This window comes from Gammaproteobacteria bacterium (genome assembly GCA_035546635.1).
Lineage (GTDB): Bacteria > Pseudomonadota > Gammaproteobacteria > JAURND01 > JAURND01 > DASZWJ01.
Map to the genome: position 1 here is coordinate 108,098 of DASZWJ010000028.1, position 19,233 is coordinate 127,330.

At 43.2% G+C, this 19,233-nt stretch carries 18 protein-coding genes; 10 read left to right on the top strand and 8 right to left on the bottom strand.

The window, feature by feature from the left end; translation table 11 throughout:
- Positions 1–147 precede the first annotated feature (147 nt).
- From VHE99_07265 to VHE99_07275, 3 genes are all read left to right on the top strand, one after another.
- The gene (locus VHE99_07265; protein HVV68810.1) at positions 148–1,446 is read left to right on the top strand and encodes a flavohemoglobin expression-modulating QEGLA motif protein; all 1,299 of its coding nucleotides are present in this window, start codon (positions 148–150) and stop codon (positions 1,444–1,446) included.
- 81 nt (positions 1,447–1,527) lie between these two features.
- The gene (locus tag VHE99_07270) at positions 1,528–1,752 is read left to right on the top strand and encodes a hypothetical protein (protein ID HVV68811.1); all 225 of its coding nucleotides are present in this window, start codon (positions 1,528–1,530) and stop codon (positions 1,750–1,752) included.
- A 12-nt stretch (positions 1,753–1,764) separates the two neighbouring features.
- Positions 1,765–1,908 carry a hypothetical protein gene (locus VHE99_07275; GenBank protein ID HVV68812.1) on the top strand — a complete coding sequence of 48 codons (144 nt, stop codon included), beginning with the start codon at positions 1,765–1,767 and terminating at the stop codon, positions 1,906–1,908.
- A gap of 62 nt (positions 1,909–1,970) precedes the next feature.
- Here VHE99_07275 and VHE99_07280 read toward each other — a convergent pair whose 3' ends face one another.
- Together VHE99_07280 and proS are read right to left on the bottom strand one after the other, a co-directional pair.
- Positions 1,971–3,110, bottom strand: coding sequence for a calcium:proton antiporter (locus VHE99_07280; protein ID HVV68813.1), 1,140 nt, complete (start codon positions 3,108–3,110; stop codon positions 1,971–1,973).
- Positions 3,111–3,287: 177 nt separating this feature from the next.
- Entirely contained in the window at positions 3,288–4,811 is a 1,524-nt protein-coding gene (proS, locus tag VHE99_07285; GenBank protein ID HVV68814.1) for a proline--tRNA ligase, read from the bottom strand.
- Between the two features lie 82 nt (positions 4,812–4,893).
- Between proS and rlmJ the strand changes: the two genes are divergently transcribed.
- The 4 genes from rlmJ to VHE99_07305 all read left to right on the top strand — a co-directional run bounded on the left by rlmJ (position 4,894) and on the right by VHE99_07305 (position 11,692).
- A complete protein-coding gene (gene rlmJ / locus VHE99_07290) occupies positions 4,894–5,772 on the top strand; it encodes a 23S rRNA (adenine(2030)-N(6))-methyltransferase RlmJ (GenBank protein HVV68815.1) in 879 nt (292 codons plus the stop codon).
- Positions 5,773–5,789: 17 nt separating this feature from the next.
- Positions 5,790–7,256: an efflux transporter outer membrane subunit gene (locus tag VHE99_07295; GenBank protein ID HVV68816.1), complete on the top strand. Its 1,467-nt coding sequence runs from the start codon at positions 5,790–5,792 to the stop codon at positions 7,254–7,256.
- A gap of 120 nt (positions 7,257–7,376) precedes the next feature.
- The gene (locus VHE99_07300; GenBank protein HVV68817.1) at positions 7,377–8,519 is read left to right on the top strand and encodes an efflux RND transporter periplasmic adaptor subunit; all 1,143 of its coding nucleotides are present in this window, start codon (positions 7,377–7,379) and stop codon (positions 8,517–8,519) included.
- Positions 8,520–8,614: 95 nt separating this feature from the next.
- Positions 8,615–11,692: an efflux RND transporter permease subunit gene (locus VHE99_07305; GenBank protein HVV68818.1), complete on the top strand. Its 3,078-nt coding sequence runs from the start codon at positions 8,615–8,617 to the stop codon at positions 11,690–11,692.
- Between the two features lie 124 nt (positions 11,693–11,816).
- Here the strand turns inward: VHE99_07305 and VHE99_07310 are convergent, their stop codons facing one another.
- Entirely contained in the window at positions 11,817–12,680 is an 864-nt protein-coding gene (locus tag VHE99_07310; protein HVV68819.1) for an alpha/beta hydrolase, read from the bottom strand.
- 52 nt (positions 12,681–12,732) lie between these two features.
- On the opposite strand from VHE99_07310, the gene VHE99_07315 reads away from it, so the two are divergent.
- Positions 12,733–13,509: a cyclase family protein gene (locus VHE99_07315; protein HVV68820.1), complete on the top strand. Its 777-nt coding sequence runs from the start codon at positions 12,733–12,735 to the stop codon at positions 13,507–13,509.
- Positions 13,510–13,694: 185 nt separating this feature from the next.
- Here the strand turns inward: VHE99_07315 and VHE99_07320 are convergent, their stop codons facing one another.
- Both VHE99_07320 and corA read right to left on the bottom strand, forming a co-directional pair.
- Entirely contained in the window at positions 13,695–14,243 is a 549-nt protein-coding gene (locus VHE99_07320; protein HVV68821.1) for a DUF308 domain-containing protein, read from the bottom strand.
- Between the two features lie 110 nt (positions 14,244–14,353).
- Positions 14,354–15,418, bottom strand: coding sequence for a magnesium/cobalt transporter CorA (gene corA / locus VHE99_07325; GenBank protein ID HVV68822.1), 1,065 nt, complete (start codon positions 15,416–15,418; stop codon positions 14,354–14,356).
- Here corA and VHE99_07330 point away from each other — a divergent pair.
- Both VHE99_07330 and VHE99_07335 read left to right on the top strand, forming a co-directional pair.
- Positions 15,417–15,908, top strand: coding sequence for a GNAT family N-acetyltransferase (locus tag VHE99_07330; protein HVV68823.1), 492 nt, complete (start codon positions 15,417–15,419; stop codon positions 15,906–15,908). The two genes, corA and VHE99_07330, sit on opposite strands and share 2 nt — an antisense overlap.
- Positions 15,905–16,522 carry a hypothetical protein gene (locus tag VHE99_07335; protein ID HVV68824.1) on the top strand — a complete coding sequence of 206 codons (618 nt, stop codon included), beginning with the start codon at positions 15,905–15,907 and terminating at the stop codon, positions 16,520–16,522. Before VHE99_07330 ends, VHE99_07335 begins: the two co-directional genes overlap by 4 nt.
- 31 nt (positions 16,523–16,553) lie before the next feature.
- Here VHE99_07335 and VHE99_07340 read toward each other — a convergent pair whose 3' ends face one another.
- The 3 genes from VHE99_07340 to VHE99_07350 all read right to left on the bottom strand — a co-directional run bounded on the left by VHE99_07340 (position 16,554) and on the right by VHE99_07350 (position 19,218).
- On the bottom strand, positions 16,554–17,813 hold the full coding sequence (locus VHE99_07340; protein ID HVV68825.1) for an MFS transporter: 1,260 nt from the start codon (positions 17,811–17,813) through the stop codon (positions 16,554–16,556).
- A gap of 158 nt (positions 17,814–17,971) precedes the next feature.
- A complete protein-coding gene (locus VHE99_07345; GenBank protein ID HVV68826.1) occupies positions 17,972–18,421 on the bottom strand; it encodes a DUF6314 family protein in 450 nt (149 codons plus the stop codon).
- Positions 18,421–19,218, bottom strand: a complete 798-nt coding sequence (locus VHE99_07350; GenBank protein HVV68827.1) for a GrpB family protein — start codon at positions 19,216–19,218, stop codon at positions 18,421–18,423. The genes VHE99_07345 and VHE99_07350 overlap by 1 nt, the downstream gene beginning before the upstream one ends.
- Between the last annotated feature and the right edge of the window lie 15 nt (positions 19,219–19,233).

Here is a 19,233-nt window from a genome sequence, read left to right on the forward strand (position 1 = left end):
TAAAAATTAGTGCGGCGTATTTTGAAGTAAATTTCAGGATCGCGCTAGGTTAAGTTACTCATCTTTTTCGCTATGAGCAGGGTACCTTGATGCTTTTTCCTGCAGGTGGTTATATACTCCTAAAACCCTCCCAATCAGGACGAAACCATGCAACCATTTGAATTGAATCAATATAAACAGACTTTACGCGCCCTGTCAGAACGTATTGTTGAAGCTCAAAAACCCATACGTATTCTTAATTCACTCAAATGGCCGGCTGAAGTACAAGCACAGTTCTTTGAAAAAAAATGCCGCGAATTACCACAGGTGACTGAAGCTACCTACCAAAAAAATGCCTTGCAGTTTGAACCCAAAGAGAAAAAAGAAGAATTCTACGCCATAGAGCGCGATATCCGCCGCCAGTTAGGTCAGTTCAGCGGTGTTGCCAATGTCATGCTACGTATTTGTCGTGAATACCGTGAAGTCATACGCTTAATAGAAGCACGTGGCACGCTGGAGTTTACTAAAATTTCTCAAGAGCTTTATGGTAGCTCACAAGATGCCTTCTACGCCGGTGCTCCCACGCTGCGCGATCTAGCTGAATCAGTTACAGCCACCTTAAGCCGCATCAAAATTCAAGAAATCGATCCTCAGGAGGAAAAATGTTACACCAGCGAACAGGCGGTGCAAATACTAGGTGAAAGACTTGCGCAATATTTTGGCGATGACGACCGTCAAATTCATGTCAAATTAAGCGATGATATTGTCGCTGATGCTTCAGCCGGCGCTGAATATATCAAATTACGCAAAGACGCTTTGTTCAGCGAACGCGATTTAAGAGCTTATGAGGTGCATGAAGGCTGGGTTCATATTGGTACAACTTTAAATGGTCTAGCACAGCCAGTATGCACTTTTCTCAGCAAAGGTCCGCCGTCATCAACGATTAATCAGGAAGGCTTGGCGATTATTATGGAGATATTCACTTTTTCTTCTTATCCACATCGAGTACGGCGTTTGACGCAGCGCGTTTCTGCTATTGATATGGCAGAACGTGGTGCAGATTTTTTGGATGTATTTCGTTATTACTGTGAGGAAGGTCTTAAAGAAGATGAAAGTTATAATGCAGCTGTTCGGGTTTTTAGGGGTTGTCTACCGAATGCAGGTCCTTTTACTAAAGATTTATCCTATAGCAAAGGTTTTGTGCTGATTTACAATTATATCCGCTTGGCCATTAAAAATGGGCTGCAGAGCCGGATACCGTTATTATTCTTAGGCAAAACTACGCTGGAAGATTTACATGTATTAGCGGATTTGCAGGAAGAAGGCATTGTGACGCCACCTAAATATTTACCACCACAGTTTAAAGATTTAGCAGCACTGACAGCTTGGATGGTGTATTCATTATTTTTAAACCGTTTGAGTTTGGATCAACTGACTGTGGATTATAAGGGGATTTTGCATGAGTAGTTTATTGGATGCTTGTTAAAATTTTTTATCCTACAGAGGGAAAGATTACGGTATTGCCATTATTCGGCATCACTGGTTAACATGCTTTGCAATCTATCATCATTAGCAAATGCCGGCCTGCTGTATGAAAAAGGTTATACTAAACAAGATATTATTCAACTGCATATGTTGATTGACTGGCTCATTACATTGCCTGAAGAGCTTAAACAGATTGAGGAGGAACTAAAAGTGGAATTTATTACTACCCCTGAACGTGTTGGTATGATGAAAGGAAGAATAGAAGGTAGAAAAGAAGGCCTTAAATAAGGTGAAGCTACTATGTTAATGCGTTTGTTACAGCACCGCTTTGCTGATATACCGGAAAATTACTTAACTCTCATTCAACAGACGGATTCAGAAACTCTCTTGTTATGGGCTGAGCGTGTCCTCGATGTAGATTCTTTAGAAGAGGTATTTGATTAAACGTAAGTAAACAATCACCCTACAAGGAGATTGCTTTCAGTTGTATTTTCCAAATGCATCCTCTAGGAGGTGCTGCCATAAAACGACAATGCAATATAGGCAAAAAAGATCAGTAAATGAATTGCCCCTTGTAGAACATTGGTACGGCCGCTGCCGATGGTGAGAATGCTCATAATGAAAGTAAGCCACAATAAGGTCTCATTGACATAGTTCACCCCTAAAATGACCGTTTTTCCTGTCAACAATCCCATCACCAGCACTGCTGGAACAATTAAACCAATCGCTGCCAGAACTGAGCCCAGCATGACGTTGACCGCATTTTGCAATTGGTTGCACAAGGCAGCCCGTATAGCCACACAGGCCTCCGGTGTTAATACCAGCATGGCGATTAACAGTCCTCCTAAGGCATGTGGTGCTTGCAAATTATCCATGGCATAGTCGATAGGTACAGCTATTATATTGATTAAACTCATAGTCAGGATTAAATAAATGAGCAAAAACAGTAGATGCCATCTTTTAGAGTAGGAAATAGCATTATCTTTATGAATATGTCTTTGCTTATCTAGATCAACCTCCAAAAAATATCTACGATGACGCACTGTCTGAATGCCTAAAAAAATGCCGTAGACAATTAATGAGACGCAAATTAAAAAAATAGTCAAAAAAGGCGAGAGGATGCCGCTAGCAAGTCCACGTGAATAAGCCGGCAAAATTAAATTAAATACGGCGATTAAAAAAATGACACAGAGAAAAGATTTAGCGCCTAATAAATTAATTTGCTGTTCTCGATAACGCCAACCGCCAAGCAACAAAGTGGCTCCTAATAATCCATTTAGCATCACCATAATAATCGCGTAGAGCGTGTCACGTGCAAGGGTAGGGTTAGTATTTGTTCCGTTTAGCATGACGCTGCTAATCAGCATCACTTCCAGGGTGACAATGGATATGGTTAATAATAAAGTACCCCAAGGTTCGCGGATAAGCGCGGCGACGGCTAAAGCATGCCGAAAAATTGCAAACTCTGCGTATAGAATAGTTCCGAATAGCCATAGAAATACAATTAGCATGTAGATGAGATGATAGGGGGTGGCGAGTAAGGTATTTTGTAAGAAAAAAATGAGGATAGAGGTAGTTAGTAATATACCTAGGGCACGCTCCTTGAAGAGAATTTTGATTAATTTGTTGAAACCTGTGTTTTGCATCGTGGCAATTCCTTCAATATTTGTAACTACTCACTCCCACATAGAACACGTCGTCCCTGCATGGATGCCGGGATCCAGCTTACAGGGATGTAAAACTTTCACGTCCTTGTGATCTGGATCTCGGCATCCATGCCGGGACGACGTACTTATATAAAGTGCAAGCAGTTACAGCAGAGTTTAATACGCCCGCGCTAAAATCACTTTTTTATTGGTTTTATTGCCTGAGAAAATACACTTGCCTTCGTTAGGGCTTTCGGTAAATGGAATGCAGCGTGTCGTTATTTTTAATTCCTTGAAGATTTCTACCACTTCAGGATTATTTTCAACAGCTGGATCAAAATAGGCTAAAGCAAAATAATTACGTTGGTTTTCATCTGCATGAAATAACGGTTTAAGCTCAGCTAAAGTGTTAATTTCCAGTGTGTTTTCAGTTTGAAATTGTAGTGCTTTGGCCAACAGATTGTCTTGAATTTCTTCCAATATGGTACCTGCTTGTGACAAGAGTTCATCGCGCTGCAAAATCGTTTTTTCTTTAGCTGGTTTATCTCTTCTGGATAAAGACAGGTTCCCAGTTTCAATTTCACGGCGTCCAATTTCTATGCGTAGAGGTGTGCCTTTTTTCACCGCATCCCAAAATTTTTCTCCTGCGCGGCGTTCAGTTTTATCAATAGTTATCCGTAAAGATTCGCCAAAGGCATTAGTTTGTTTCAACGCTTGTGCCAGTTGCGTACAATAGGCCAAAACCTCAGCTACATCAGCTTCTTTCATAGCCACAGGTATAATAATAATTTGTTCAGGTGCAATGCGAGGCGGGATTACCAGTCCATCATCATCACTGTGGCTCATAATCAGCGCGCCGATAATGCGTGTGGATAAACCCCAAGAAGTAGTAAAGGCATGGTGAGTTTGCTGCTGCTTATCAGTAAAGGCAATGTCATAAGCGCGTGAGAAATTTTGTCCAAGGAAGTGTGAAGTGCCAGCCTGCAGGGCTTTTCCATCCTGCATCATGGCTTCGATGGTGTAGGTATTGACTGCGCCGGGGAAGCGTTCATTCGGGGTTTTTTCGCCCCGAATCACTGGAATCGCCAAAAACTCTTCTACCAGTTGTGCATAAACTTCCAGCATGGTCAGGGTTTCCTCTAGGGCTTCAGCTTCAGTTGCATGAGCAGTATGGCCTTCTTGCCATAGAAATTCTGAGGTACGCAAAAACATGCGAGTGCGCATCTCCCAGCGCATAATATTGCACCACTGGTTAATGAGTATAGGTAAATCCTGATAAGACTGAACCCAGCGTGCCATCGCATTGCCAATAATGGTTTCACTGGTGGGGCGGATAATCAGCGGTTCGGTGAGTTCTGCGTTGGGAGAAGGTATTAATTTTCCCTGGGAGTCAGTTTCTAAGCGGTAGTGGGTGACGACGGCGCATTCTTTGGCGAAGCCTTCAACGTGTGCTGCTTCTTTTTCTAGAAAACTCAAAGGAATTAATAGCGGAAAATAAACGTTTTGATGCCCAGTTTCTTTAATCATTCTATCCAATACACGTTGTACGGATTCCCATAAAGCATAGCCGCGTGGTTTTAAAATCATGCAACCGCGCACCGGGGAATGTTCAGCCAGATCAGCCGCTTTAATAACTTCTTGATACCAGTCAGGAAAATTCTCGCTACGGGTGGGAGTGATGGCATTTACTTTGGTGTTCATTAAGGCTCCTGGCACTTTGTTGTTCAAATGACTATTTTCGGGTTATAGTGAGTCAAAATCATACCACAGAAATAAACTGCTAATGAATTATCGTCACATCTACCACGCTGGAAATTTTGCTGATGTCTTCAAGCATATGCTGTTAATCACCTTGATTCGTAGTTTATCCGCCAAAGACAAACCCTTTTGTTACTTGGATACGCATGCGGGCATTAGTCATTACGATTTACAAACAGAAGCAGCTCAAAAAACTAATGAAGCAAAAGCCGGCATATTCAGGCTTTGGGATATGCTACAAACTTCTTCTTTGCTGCCAGAGCCTATCACTGATTACTTAGAATTAGTGCGTCTTTGGAACAAACAGCATGGGCAATTACAGTTACGTTTTTATCCAGGCTCACCCGTATTAGCCAGATATTGCTTGCGTCAGCAGGATAGGATGATTTTAACGGAAATGCATCCCGAGGATATTTTAGTTTTAAAACAACAATATGCTGGAGATAAATCCGTCGCAGTGCATCATTTAAATGGTTATCAAGGAATGAAAGCATTTCTACCGCCGCGTGAAGGGCGGGGTTTGGTGTTCATAGACCCGCCTTTTGAAAATACAGATGAATTTGCGTTATTGCTGCAGCATTTGCAGCTAGCACTACAACGTTTTAGCTCTGGAGTGTATGCCATATGGTATCCCATAAAATCATTGGCGAGTGTGAAACGCTTCTATCGTGAACTAAAGGCCAGCGGCATTCGCAAAATTCTCTGCTGTGAATTTCATTTGCCCAAACTAACGGATAACGCTTTGGCATTGGCTGCTGGCTCTAAATTGCGGTCTTCCGGGATATTAGTGATTAATCCACCTTGGCATTGGGAGGATACGGCAAATAAAGTTTTATCTTGGCTAAGTCAAAATTTCACTAAACCGTCAGGAAGTTATCAGGTAGAATGGCTGGTGCCGGAATAACCCAGAGAAAACAAGGAATGTTATCTTTTAGAATCGCTATATTCACCATTTCATCTTTGGCATTAGTTAGCTGTGCGGTTGGTCCTAATTTTCATCGCCCAGCATCGCCCGCCACTCCATCTTATACTGCCTCCCCTCTGCCTAAGAAAACTGCAAGCGTTAAAGGTCAAGGAGGCGCCGCGCAACAATTTGAAATGTATAAAGATATTCCCGCACAGTGGTGGGCATTGTTTCAATCAGAGGATTTAAACGAGTTAATTCAGCAGGGGCTGGCTAACAGTCCAAATCTTGCTGCCGCACAAGCCGCATTGCGTGAGGCGCATGATAATCTTTGGGCAGGTATTGGCGCTGGTCTATTTCCCTTAATCACCGGGCAATTTAACGCCCAGCGCGAACAATTTTCTGGCAATACCTTTGGTCAACCGGGCACTAATCTATTTAATTTGTACAATGCTCAGGTCAATGTTTCTTATACCCTGGATGTGTTTGGCGGCATCCGCCGACAGATTGAAGCACTGGGGGCGCAAGAAGATTATGAACGTTTTGAGTTGGCGGCGACTTATCTTTCCTTGACAGCTAATATTGTCACCACCGCCATTGCCCAAGCGCAATTGCGCGCCCAAATCAGCGCAACGTATGAATTAATCCAATCTCAAGAAGAATCTTTACGTATCATCAACGGGCAATTTCAGTTAGGTGGTGTGGCAAGAACGGATGTGTTAGCACAGCAAACATTGTTGGCACAAACCTATGCAACCTTGCCGCCGCTAGAAAAAAGTTTAGCGCAAACACGCCATGCGTTGGCAGTGTTGGTTGGCAGACTACCGAGTGACGATCAATTGCCGGTATTTGATTTGTCGCAGCTAAAGTTGCCTACGCATTTACCTATTAGTTTACCGTCGCGCTTAGTGGCACAAAGACCGGATGTGCGTGCGGCTGAAGCCCTAATGCATGCGGCCAGCGCCCAAATTGGCGTGGCGACCGCCAATTTATTACCGCAATTTACGCTAAATGGCTACTATGGCGCCACGGCCAATCAGCTCAAAGATTTATTTAAGCACAGTAGTGAAATTTGGGATATCGAAGGTCAGGTGATGCAGACTATCTTCAATGGCGGTGCTTTGCTGGCAAAACGTCGTGCTGCGATTGATGCCTACCAACAGGCGGCGGCGCAATATCGTGAGACGGTGTTGCAAGCTTTTCAAAATGTGGCAGACGCTTTACGAGCATTGCAATATGACGCGATAGCTTTACGCGCACAAACCCAAGCTGAGTCATCAGCTCGTGGTACCTTACGTTTAACTCGTCAGCAATTTAAATTAGGTGCGGTGAATTATTTATCATTGCTCAACGCTGAAATTCAATATCAACAGACACGCATTGCCAGGGTGCAAGCAGAAGCGCAACGGTTTACTGATACGGCGGCTTTGTTTCAGGCATTGGGTGGGGGGTGGTGGAATAATCCTGGGGCTGTGGCAACTTAGTTTCTCTTACAGCCTTGACTTTTTCCCTTCTCCCATCCCACAAGGGGATTCCCTTCGGTCACAGACGGGAGAAGGAAAAAGGTTAGGGCTGTAAGAGATTGATTCAACAAGGAGATACCCATGCAAGGCTCTACCAAAAAAGCCATGATTAAAATGCTGATTTGCGTATTGGTCATATTCAGTCTTATTTTTGTCTACAAGGCATTTCAAAGTCACATGACCGCTAAATTTATGGCGGCTGGCAAATCACCAGTTGTGACCGTATCGGCAATGCAAGTGCAATATCAAAAATGGCAGCCTTACATCAGAGCCAGCGGCAGTTTACGGGCGGTGCGTGGGGTAGATGTGACTACTGAGCTGGCTGGCATGGTGCGAAGTATCCTTTTTATCCCAGGAGCGGATGTCAAAGCCGGTGACTTATTGGTGGAGTTGAACATCGATACTGATGTGGCGCAGTTGCATTCGCTACAAGCCAATGAAGTTTTGGCCGAAACAGTTTATAAACGTGATAAAGCGCAATATGCGATTTCAGCAGTTAGCAAAGCGACTTTAGATAGCGATACGGCTAATTTAAAAAGCTTAGCAGCGCAAGTGACAGAACAAGAAGCAACGATTGATAAAAAATTGTTACGTGCACCTTTTGCTGGGCGTTTAGGAATTAATTTGGTTAATCCGGGTCAATATCTAAATCCAGGAGACAAAGTGGTAACGCTACAATCTCTAGACCCCATTTATGTGGATTTTTATTTACCACAGCAGCAACTCGTTCAGGTTGGAATTGGTCAAGTGGTGCATCTGACGACTGATACTTATCCTGGACAGGAGTTTACTGGCAAAGTCACAACGATTAATCCTGAAGTGGATACAGCAACGCGTAATGTTCAAGTGGAAGCTACATTTAACAATCCGCATTATAAATTGTTACCTGGCATGTTTGGCACCGTCAATGTGGTGGCAGGTGCGAAACAGCAATTTCTTACCTTGCCGCAAAGCGCGGTGAGTTTTAACCCTTATGGGGAATTGGTGTATGTGATTAAAGGCAAAAATATTAAAGCTAAAAAGTCAGAAGAACTGACAGTGCAGCAACAATTTATTACCGTCGGCGAGACGCGGGGTGATCAGGTTGCTGTTTTAAATGGTTTGCAACCTGGGGATTGGATAGTAACTTCAGGACAGCTTAAGCTGAGAAATGGCAGTCGAGTCGCCATCAATAATCAAATTCAGCCGAGTAATAATCCTGCGCCGCGGACGGTGGAAGAATAGGTTGTGAGTTTTTCTCTTATAGCCCTAACTTTATTCCTTCTCTGACAAGGGGAGAAGGAATAAGGTACATTTTATTTTAGGAAAAATAATCTCACATGAAACGGATTACTGATATTTTCATTCAACGTCCAGTACTAGCCACGGTTGTGAGCTTGCTGATTTTAGTACTTGGCCTGCGTTCTTTCGGATTATTACCCATCCGGCAATTTCCCTACACTGAAAATGCGGTTGTGACGGTAACGACACTTTATTATGGTGCAGATCCTGATGTGATGGCCGGCTTCATCACTACACCATTAGAAAATTCCATTGCGCAAGCCAATGGCATTGATTATATGACCTCTTCCAGTTATCAAAATTCCAGTGTTATACAAGTTAATTTACAACTGAATTACGATTCCAATCGCGCATTGAGCGACATTAATACCAAAGTCAATGCGGTATTAAATCAATTGCCTAAAGAAGCGCAATTACCGGTTATCACTGTAGCAGTAGGTGAAACCATTGATTCTATGTATATGGGCTTTTACAGCAAAGTCCTGCCAAATAATAAAGTGACTGATTATCTGCTGCGTGTCGTGCAACCAAAGTTACAAGCAATCAATGGCGTGCAACAGGCGGAAATTATTGGTGAGCGTCAGTTCGCACTGCGCGCTTGGTTGGATCCGATTAAAGTAGCCGCTTACGGGATCACGGCCGCCGATGTCAGCAATGCATTAGCCGCGAATGATTTTATTTCAGCAGCAGGGCGTACCGATGGTGATATGATTACCGTCAATCTGGCATCAACTACTGGATTGCATAGCGTCGATGAATTTCGCAATCTGATTCTTAAGTCGAAAAATGGCTCAATTGTGCGCCTCCGTGATGTGGCGAAAGTGACATTGGGCTCTTCAGATTATAATACCTCTGTGCGTTTTGATGACCAACCTGCCGTCTATATTGGCATTCAAGTTGCACCTAAAGCCAATTTATTATCGGTGATTCAGTCTGTTAGAAAGGCTTTCCCAGAAATCAGCCAGCAGTTACCTCAAGGATTGCAGGCTAGAATTGTTTATGATGCGTCACGCTATGTGAACAGTTCTATTCATGAAGTGATTTTTTCATTAACTGAGGCATTGCTCATTGTTACGGTAGTGATCTTCTTATTTTTAGGCAGTGTGCGTTCAGTGATCGTTCCAGCCATTGCCATGCCTTTGTCTTTGATTGGCGCTTTTTTTATCATGTTTCTGTTGGGTTATTCCATCAATTTATTGACGTTGTTGGCGCTAGTGTTGGCGATTGGTTTGGTGGTAGATGATGCCATTATCGTAGTCGAAAATATTGAACGTCATCTGGAACAAGGTATGACACCAATGGCAGCAGCTATTGCAGGTGCACGCGAGTTGGCAAATCCAATTATCGCCATTTCAGTGGTGTTAATTGCTGTGTATATCCCGATTGGATTTATGGGAGGATTAACCGGTGCGTTATTTACCGAGTTTGCTTTTACTTTGGCGGGTGCTGTAGCGGTTTCTGCGATTATTGCCTTAACGCTATCGCCTATGATGTGTTCGCTGTTGCTTAAACCTCCAAAAAATCATGAAGACGGTAAAGGTTTTGCCGCCTTAATTAATCGAACTTTTGAGCGTTTGCGGGTTAATTATCATCGGGTATTAACCATATCATTGGATTATTTGCCGGTGACGGCAGTATTTGCAGTGATTATTTTGACGAGTATTGTTTGGTTATATTTTACGTCTAAATCTGAATTAGCGCCCATTGAAGACCAGGGGATTATTATTACGCAGTTGACGGCAGCGCCGAATGCATCTTTGGGGCAGACTGAATTGTTTTCACAGCAAGTTGCCAAAGGTTTTATGCGCCTACCTGAAACCGACCATGTATTTTCTTTAGACGGTATTTCAGGTTTAAACAGTAGTATTGTCGGTGATGGGCTAAAGCCTTGGGATTTGCGCAAACGCACGGCAATGACATTAACGCCGATCGTGCAGCATATGTTAGATGGTATCTCTGGAATTAAGGGCGCGGCTTTTCAGCCCCCACCTCTGCCAGGTGGGGGAAGAGGTCTGCCGGTGCAATTTGTGATACAGACGACTGAACCCTTTGGTGCATTGAATGAGGTCGCTCAAACGATTATGCAGCAGGCACAAAGTAGTGGTTTGTTTTTGTATGTGGATAGTGATCTTAAAATTGATAAATCACAACCGACCATTGTGATTGATCGTGATAAGGCATCTGAGCTGGGATTAACCATGCAAGATATCGGGAATGTATTGTCATCCAATCTCAGTGAAAATTATGTTAATTACTTTACCTTGCAGGGGCGTTCCTATCGGGTGATTCCGCAGGTGAGACGTGCAGAACGTATCAATTACGATCAATTGCGTAATTATTATATTACCGCCCAAGATGGAACTGCGGTGCCTTTATCGACGGTTGTGAGTTTAAAAAATGCCGTGGTTCCTGAAACCTTGAATCATTTTCAGCAGTTGAATTCGGCCACTTTGTCAGCGGTGCCTATGCCGGGTGTGACACAAGGGCAAGCGTTGGATACTTTGAGGGCGATTGCCAGTAAAGTGTTACCACAAGGTTACACAATTGATTATGCGGGACAGTCGCGGCAGTTTAAGCAGGAAACGAATGCTTTGATTGTGACGTTTTTCTTTGCTTTGGTGATTATTTTTTTAGCTTTGGCGGCGTTGTTTGAGAGTTTTCGCGATCCGTTGATTGTGATGATTAGTGTGCCTATGTCGATTTGTGGGGCGATGATTTTTGTGAGTTTGGGCGTTGGTGGGGTGAGTTTGAATATTTATACGGAAGTGGGTTTGGTGACACTGATTGGGTTGATTAGTAAGCATGGTATTTTGATTGTGCAGTTTGCGAATGATTTGCAGAAGCAAGGTATGCCTAAGCGTGAAGCAGTGGAAATGGCGGCAACAATTCGTTTGCGACCCATTTTAATGACGACGGCGGCGATGGTGTTGGGGGTGGTGCCGTTGTTGACGGCTACGGGAGCGGGGGCGGTCAGTCGTTTTAATATTGGGTTGGTTATTTCAACTGGGATTGCAATTGGTACTTTATTTACGTTATTTGTAGTGCCGGCGATGTATATGTTTGTGGCGGAGGAAAAGCGTGAGGAATATGCAGAGGGGAAGGTGTTGCCGGAATAGAAGGTGATTGTGCCGCTTATCGGCGAAAGTAGCGGGGAGGGGCTCATCAGACACGCTGTGAATACGTCCGTGTACGCTCGACGGGTTCATCCTTGAACCCGACGGTCTGATGAGCCCCTCGCCGCTACTTTAGCCTTACTTTAAAGCCACATTTACTACATGTGTCACCCCTTTTTTCAAAGGGGTGAGCAGTGAATTCTTGAACCACCGTCAGTAACCGGTTGATATCCTGCGGTCGTGCTAGTCTATGATCCCCATCTTTGATGAGTGTCAGCACAACATCGCCTCCGGAAAATGCGGGTAGTAATTCACTGACATGTGTCCAGGGCACGTCGACATCTTCCATGCCTTGAATGATACGTACGGGACAAGTAGTTTCTATGGTTTGGCCTAGTAGCAGGTGATTGCGGCCTTCTTCTAAGAGTTGTCGTGTGATGCAGTAAGGTTGTTCCGAGTATTCTGAGGGTTGTAGCAGAAAACCTTGTTGTTCGATCTCCTGTCGCATTTCTTCTGGTAGTTTTTGTGATATCAGTACTTCAGTAAAATCGACGGCAGGGGCGATCAATACTAAGCCGGCAATGGATTGTTTGGCAGGTTGGCGTTGGCGCAAAGCTTTTGCCAGTAATAAAGCCAGCCAGCCTCCCATAGAAGAACCAATGACTACTTGCGGACCTTCACAATAGGTTTCAAATACTGCTAGGCTTTCTTCTAGCCAGCGTCCGATAGTACCCTCTTTAAATTCGCCAGTGGATTCGCCATGGCCTGAATAATCAAAGCGAACGCAGGCGCGGTTTTGGTTTTTAGCAAAATGATCTATGGCGGCAGCTTTAGTACCTTGCATATCTGACATGAAACCACCTAGCCAGAATAAGCCAGGGCTAGCACCGCTGCGAGCGCGAATGGCGATGCGGCGTGTGTCATTGCCATTACCATTTCCTAGCGTGAGTAGCTGAGGCGGTGGGTTGTCAGTATAATTTGATGTACTCATAGAGGGTTTCTTGTGACCTTACTTTGTTTTTTACTTGATAAGGAATATTGTCATGCCAAAAAAATTTATTGATTTATCAATTCCTATTGAGAATAACGTCAAATCTGATCCTGCGGGTTATGAACCGCAGGTTGAATATTTTTCTCATCAACAGACGGTTCATGAGTTGATGAATTTTTTTCCGGGACTTGATAAAAACGATTTACCTGAAGGTGAGGGTTGGGCTTATGAGCGTGTTAATTTAATTACACATAATGGGACTCACCTGGATGCACCTTACCATTTTGCCACGGTTATGGATAAAGATAAACCGGCGATTGCGATTGATGAAGTGCCGTTGGAGTGGTGCTTTCAACCGGGTGTAAAGTTGGATTTTCGGCATTTTGCGGATGGTTATGTTGTTACGCGAGATGATGTGATTGCTGAGTTAAAGCGTATTTCGCATGTGTTAAAGCCGTTAGAGATTGTATTGATTAATACCCGTGCGGGCAGTCGTTATGGTCATGATGATTATGTTAGTGCAGGTTGTGGGATGGGGCGAGAGGCGACGCTTTATATTTTGGAACAGGGAGTGAAAATCACCGGCATTGATGGCTGGAGTTGGGATGCACCTTTTGTACATACCAGAGAAAAATACTTGGCGACTCAAGATGCCGGGTTAATTTGGGAAGGACATAAAGCGGGACGTGAAATTAGTTATTGTCATTTAGAAAAATTACATAATCTGGAAAGCTTGCCGGCAACGGGATTTACTGTGTCTTGTTTTCCGGTAAAAATCAAAGCGGCGTCAGCAGGGTGGACGCGAGCGGTGGCTATTTGGGAGTCTTAATTTTTTTCCTTCTCATGGCCTTAGCTATTTCCCTTCTCCCCTTGTGGGAGAAGGTGCCCGTTAGGGCGGATGAGGGGTAAGCTTGCAGTGGCATTTACTGCTTAAAGTTAATCCAAACTCACCCCTCATCCGCCCTTTGGACACCTTCTCCCACAAGGGGAGAAGGGCAAAGGTATATTCCGTTATTATGCAGCTAAGCCACGGTTTTTATTAGCCAGAGCCAGTAAAAAATATCCCAAACCACTAAATATCAGGTCAATCCCAATAAACAATCCAATAATCAGTAAGCTAGATGCTGGCAGATGAGCCAAAATCAGAATTCCCAGTACCAACGCAATAATGCCACTGACGATATGCCAACCTTTAAAGGCTATATTTAACGACAGTGCGGTAATGATACGGAAAATACCGACAACTATATAGAAAACCGCCAATAATAGTGTTAAGGATATAGCGCCTAAGATCGGCTTTTCAATCAGCATGATACCGGCGGCGATAAATAACAACGCAAGAATTAAATGTAAAATAAACGAACCCGGTTTGTGGCGCCAGGATTTGAACGTATCATACAGGGCAAAGATGCCGCCCAGCAGCAGTAATATCCCTAAAAATACAACTGAAATTAGTGTGGTGAGTGCTGCGACACTGATGGCTATAATGCCTAAGATAATTAAGAGAATGCCATAGGCAAATAACCAGCCACGGCTTTGATTCAATTGGACTGATAGATTCATTGAAAACCCTCCTGGTGAGTAAAAATCCTTAAGAAATGTTTAGAAAATACCCTGATCGAGCGTATGATAACAGCATTGGCTTAATTTGCAAAAACAATAGGTTATGGTATTCATAACCAACGGTTCTTCTTAAAATAAACGAGCATAGTGATGATTATGACCAGCATGACGATTAAAGTCGCCGGATAACCAAATCGCCAGTGCAGTTCTGGCATATTAACGAAATTCATGCCGTAGATACTGGCGATAAAAGTGACGGGAATGAAAATAGTGGCGATAATGGTCAACACTTTCATTATTTCATTCATGCGGTTAGTTAAGCTAGATAAATACATATCCAAAATGCTGGATAACATATCGCGGAAGGTTTCAACCGTATCGACAGCCTGTACGGTATGGTCATAGACATCGCGCAGATATAAATGCGTAAATGGCGTGATCACAGCGCTATCTATCTGCAGCAAGCGGCTGATGGCTTCTCGCATAGGCCAGATAGCTTTACGTAGCATGAGTACCTGACGTTTTAGACGATAAAGCACGCGCGAATTCTTAGTAGAGGGATTAACAATAATCCGCTCTTCTATGCTTTCAATCTGATCGCTGATGGTTTCTAGCACGACAAAATATTGATCGATAACCGCATCCATCAGACGATAAACTAAATAATCACTGCCGTGTTGGCGTAGACGCTGGGTAGGGTTGCCGTGTAAGCGGGTGCGGATATTATCAAACAAGCGGGTTTCATGTTCCTGAAACGATAATACAAAATTGCTGCCAAACACTAGACTTAATTGCTCTACAGAGACAGTATGCAGCGTGGAATCCCAGGCAAGTAGTTTCAGAGTGATAAAAAAATAGTTATCAAACTCTTCAACTTTACAGCGTTGCTCAACATTGAGAATATCTTCGACGGTCAATGGATGCAATTGATAGGTTTGGGCTATTTGTTCAATCAATTCGGCATTATTTAGACCGGTGACTTGTACCCAAGTGGTGAGGTCGGTTGTAGGCGATAAACAAGCCTTTATATCGGTGCCTTGCGTTTCTTTGACCTCTTGGGTTGAGAAGGAGAGAGTGGTAATGCTGGAGGTTACGTTTTGGTACTTCCCAGTGTAAACCGGAGTTCCTGGAGGTAATCCTGCTTTTTTTGATTTGCTGCGAAGGTCAGTGTACATGCGGTTCTCCAAAAAAGATTTTTCAAGAGTTTATCATAGGTTAATCATTAGACAGGCAATTCCTGAAGATACACCTAACTTGGCAAAACTCTATCAATCAGTCCGCCAGCAAATATTTACTTGGGAAAAGCCAGAGAAATTTAAATTCTATGATTATCACGAATCAGTTGCCGGGGAAGAAGTATGGGTTGCAGAAGTAAAAAATGCCCATGCCATACCTGAAATAGCTGGGTTTATATCGGTTTATGCTAAAACCAGTTTTATCCATAACTTGTTTATTGCATCGGAATGGCAAGGACATGGTATTGGTACAAAATTATTAAAAAAGGCGCTAGAATGCTTCCCGCAACCATTGACCCTAAAGGTGCATATCGGAAATATGCGTGCTTGTCGCTACTATGAAAAATTAGGCTGGCGCCGCATAGGCACTGATGAGCGCACAGTCGAACCTTATCATTTATATGAATACTACTCTGGAGAAAGACAATGAAAAAAATTTTTGGAGTTTTAGCTGTTAGCATGTTAGTTGCCGGTGTAGCCCAGGCTGTTGATTATTACGGACCCACACATTTATCTAAGTCAAATCTGGATGCAGTGACGGTTTATGGGCCTGCTAATTTAAATCAAGTGAAAGCCGATTCCGTGGTGGTGACAGGACCAGTACAGTTTAAAGATCTGGAGGTTGCAGGGGGAGCGGAATTTACTGGGCCCGTGACGAGTAGTACTAACGGTCGTTTTGGCGAGCTAAAAGTCACAGGTCCTTTTGATGCCAGCCAAGTGCAAACAGGTAAATTAGATGTGACCGGGCCTGTGAAAGTCAAAGGCCTTTTTGTTTCTGGAGATACAGAGGTTATTGGTCCATTGGATGCAGCACAAAGTCATTTTGGAAATTTAACCGTCAATGCGGAAGAAATTAACTTAGACAATGTGGTGGTGACTGGCAATGTAATAGTTAAAGACAATGATAAAAAGCAAACACTTTATCTGAAAGGTTCGACAGTACAAGGTAATATCAACTTTGAATCTGGTAAAGGAACGGTGGTGATTAGAGGCGGTTCATCCGAAGTGAAGGGTCAGGTCAAAGGTGCGACTTTAGAGAAATAGTTTTTTTATGACTGCCATCCTTTGCTCACGCTCAGGATGGCAGTCGCTGTATAGAAGGTATAATACTGCCTCGAGTTTTCCCATTAAGACCTAAAGCAATCAAGCCAAACATAACCACATAACTTACCAATACCCACACTAAATCATTTCGCGCTAACATTTGCGCTAGCAAAGGTGCGCTGCTGCCAAAAATAGCCACCGCTATATTCCAACCAAAGGCTTGCCCTGAGTAACGTACTTGGATAGGAAAAATATCTGCAAAATATTTAAACATCGGTGCTGTAAACGCAGCATGGCATAGCCCATAAAATAAACCCATCAGACACATAGCCCAGAATGACTGCGTTGCACTAATTAAAAACAACAAAGGCACTACCATGATATCGCCCACCAATCCCAATATCATCAGCCGTCGACCCTGCCATTTTTGTGCAAGCATACCCATCAGCGGTGTCGCTATCGTCACACAGCACATCGTAATAGTTGCCAGCGTTCGTGCCTGAAATTCGCTAAAATAGCCTTTTTCAATCACAAAGGTAATCCACCAAACGTTACAGGTATAAACAAAGATACCGACAAACGCACCAATAGCAGCAGTTTGCAGCAGGGGTTTTTGATAGTATTTTAATACCGTTTTGATAGGTATGGCTTCTACTTTATGGCTTTGCAGCAACTGTTGGTAAGCGGGTGACTCTGCCAAATGGCGGCGAATATAAAAGGCCAGTACGCAGGCAAAAAATCCTAGACAAAATGGCACACGCCAAGCCCAAACAGGCATAGAGGAGAGACTTACGATAGCGGCTGCAGCTCCGCCAAGCAGCATACCCGCCGCAGAAGCAGTTGCAACCCAGCTGGATGAAAACCAAGGTGCCAGCGGATTATTTTCGATAATAAATACACTGGCGCTGGGATACTCACCCGCGACAGCCAGACCCTGTAAAAAGCGCATGCTGATTAATAGTATAGGCGCCAAGATGCCAATGCTGGCATAGGTTGGCAACAAGCCAATACCCAAGGTGGCAATGCTCATTAACAAAATCGAAGCAGAAAAACTTTTTTGTCTTCCTAGCTTGTCGCCAATATGTCCAAAGATAATACTACCCAGCGGCCTTGCAATATAACTCATGGCAAAAGTCCCAAATCCAGCAATGATACTGGCATTGGCTGTTAGCATGGGAAAGAACAGGTGAGAAAATTGCACAACCATGTAGCCGTAGAAACAAAATTCTGCCCATTCGATCAGGGTGCCGATGGAGCCCGCGAGGATGTATTTTTTTGAGAAAAGTATCATGGAGAATTTCCGTAGGAATAAAGCTATGCAGTTTGTCAGTTTAATCACAATTTTTACTGTGCTAATGAATGCATATATTTCTGTATGCGTTTGAATGTCTAAAGTGAGTTGATAAATTTTTTAAAAATAAACAAGATGCTAATATGTTTTTACATGCATTAATTTCTTTTGAATACTGTCGTGGAAACATAATTTTTTCTTGGTCCCATAACGTGGTAAGTAATATTAAACTCATTTGCGTGAACAAATTCATAAAGTGCAGAATATCTATCTTCACGACAGACATGAATGCCGGTTGCTGTTAACAGGTCATCCTTTTCAGAGGTAAAATTCAACTCATGAAACAAATAATCCAGCTGGTTCGCGCATAAAAAATATACAGCCACTTTATCTTGAGTTGCATCATAGCAATAACCATATTCCCGAGATACTTGATAAGTTTTTTGAGTATCAGTAGTGAACACGCCGTGCTCTTTGTAGTGCAAAATATTGGGCGCTACTAATTCAAAGTGGGCATTGCCGGTGACGGAGCCGGCAGTTGATAATGTGCGGTGGAAATGCCAGTTACCGGCTAATTGTGTGAAAATTTTTAACGTTTCTGTAGTCATTAAATCTCGAAGGTTTCCAGTAGAGAATAATTTTTCTCAAAAATCCATTTTTCTAGCAGTTTTAATAATTTAAGTCCTTCGCTTTGGTATTGCTCCATTGGATCAATTGTGATGTTGCGTATGACACATTGATTAGCTTCTAGCAATTCAATATGTGCTGTGCCAATGGCATTACTACCTTTGATAAATAAGAAATGATAATGATTGGTGAGAGTGAATGTTGGGTCGAGTTGTCTGTTGATGCGGTGAAAATACGCTAGCTCGCGTATCGAGCGTGGTATGATTAAACGGTAATCGTTAAAACCGGCCTGCTGCACGATGTCTTCGATGAAGCCTTGTTTACCGCTAATGTAACTGTCAATATCATGTGGAAATTGTTGGGCTAATTGTTGCTTTAAGTCGGCGTAAACATCCCGCTCTTTATGATGAGTGCGTAGATAATCACGAAATAAAATATGACGTGTAATTTCTGGATTGCCGCTGGCAAATACGTGCACGTTGCAGGTGGTGTCATCGGTTTTTTGGAAAAAACGGCGGAAGGGTATACCATTTTCACCCTGTGGAATATAACCTAAGCTTTGCATCGCTGCATTGTGTTGGTCAACTACGCAAATATCTCTGACCTCAGGGATCATATCAATCACCGGTTTAGCGGCAAGACCGGGAATAGAGGTGCTGCCGATGTGATGAATGGCAATGCAGTTGTCGCCTAAAGCATTTTTGATCTTTTTAGATTCAGCGGCAAATAATAGAGGCCAGTGACTGTCATATGGGTAGATTGCAATTTTTCTGGTCATTTTTTCTTATGGGGA

Coding starts and splice junctions, on each gene's coding strand:
- VHE99_07320 (HVV68821.1), bottom strand. CDS start 14,243: ATGAATCTATCAGTCCAATTGAATCAAAGCCGTGGCTGGTTATTTGCC.
- VHE99_07315 (HVV68820.1), top strand. CDS start 12,733: ATGCCAAAAAAATTTATTGATTTATCAATTCCTATTGAGAATAACGTC.
- VHE99_07345 (HVV68826.1), bottom strand. CDS start 18,421: ATGACTACAGAAACGTTAAAAATTTTCACACAATTAGCCGGTAACTGG.
- VHE99_07270 (HVV68811.1), top strand. CDS start 1,528: ATGCTTTGCAATCTATCATCATTAGCAAATGCCGGCCTGCTGTATGAA.
- corA (HVV68822.1), bottom strand. CDS start 15,418: ATGTACACTGACCTTCGCAGCAAATCAAAAAAAGCAGGATTACCTCCA.
- VHE99_07265 (HVV68810.1), top strand. CDS start 148: ATGCAACCATTTGAATTGAATCAATATAAACAGACTTTACGCGCCCTG.
- VHE99_07300 (HVV68817.1), top strand. CDS start 7,377: ATGCAAGGCTCTACCAAAAAAGCCATGATTAAAATGCTGATTTGCGTA.
- VHE99_07310 (HVV68819.1), bottom strand. CDS start 12,680: ATGAGTACATCAAATTATACTGACAACCCACCGCCTCAGCTACTCACG.
- VHE99_07275 (HVV68812.1), top strand. CDS start 1,765: ATGTTAATGCGTTTGTTACAGCACCGCTTTGCTGATATACCGGAAAAT.
- VHE99_07330 (HVV68823.1), top strand. CDS start 15,417: ATGCGGTTCTCCAAAAAAGATTTTTCAAGAGTTTATCATAGGTTAATC.
- rlmJ (HVV68815.1), top strand. CDS start 4,894: ATGAATTATCGTCACATCTACCACGCTGGAAATTTTGCTGATGTCTTC.
- VHE99_07305 (HVV68818.1), top strand. CDS start 8,615: ATGAAACGGATTACTGATATTTTCATTCAACGTCCAGTACTAGCCACG.
- proS (HVV68814.1), bottom strand. CDS start 4,811: ATGAACACCAAAGTAAATGCCATCACTCCCACCCGTAGCGAGAATTTT.
- VHE99_07350 (HVV68827.1), bottom strand. CDS start 19,218: ATGACCAGAAAAATTGCAATCTACCCATATGACAGTCACTGGCCTCTA.
- VHE99_07280 (HVV68813.1), bottom strand. CDS start 3,110: ATGCAAAACACAGGTTTCAACAAATTAATCAAAATTCTCTTCAAGGAG.
- VHE99_07335 (HVV68824.1), top strand. CDS start 15,905: ATGAAAAAAATTTTTGGAGTTTTAGCTGTTAGCATGTTAGTTGCCGGT.
- VHE99_07295 (HVV68816.1), top strand. CDS start 5,790: ATGTTATCTTTTAGAATCGCTATATTCACCATTTCATCTTTGGCATTA.
- VHE99_07340 (HVV68825.1), bottom strand. CDS start 17,813: ATGATACTTTTCTCAAAAAAATACATCCTCGCGGGCTCCATCGGCACC.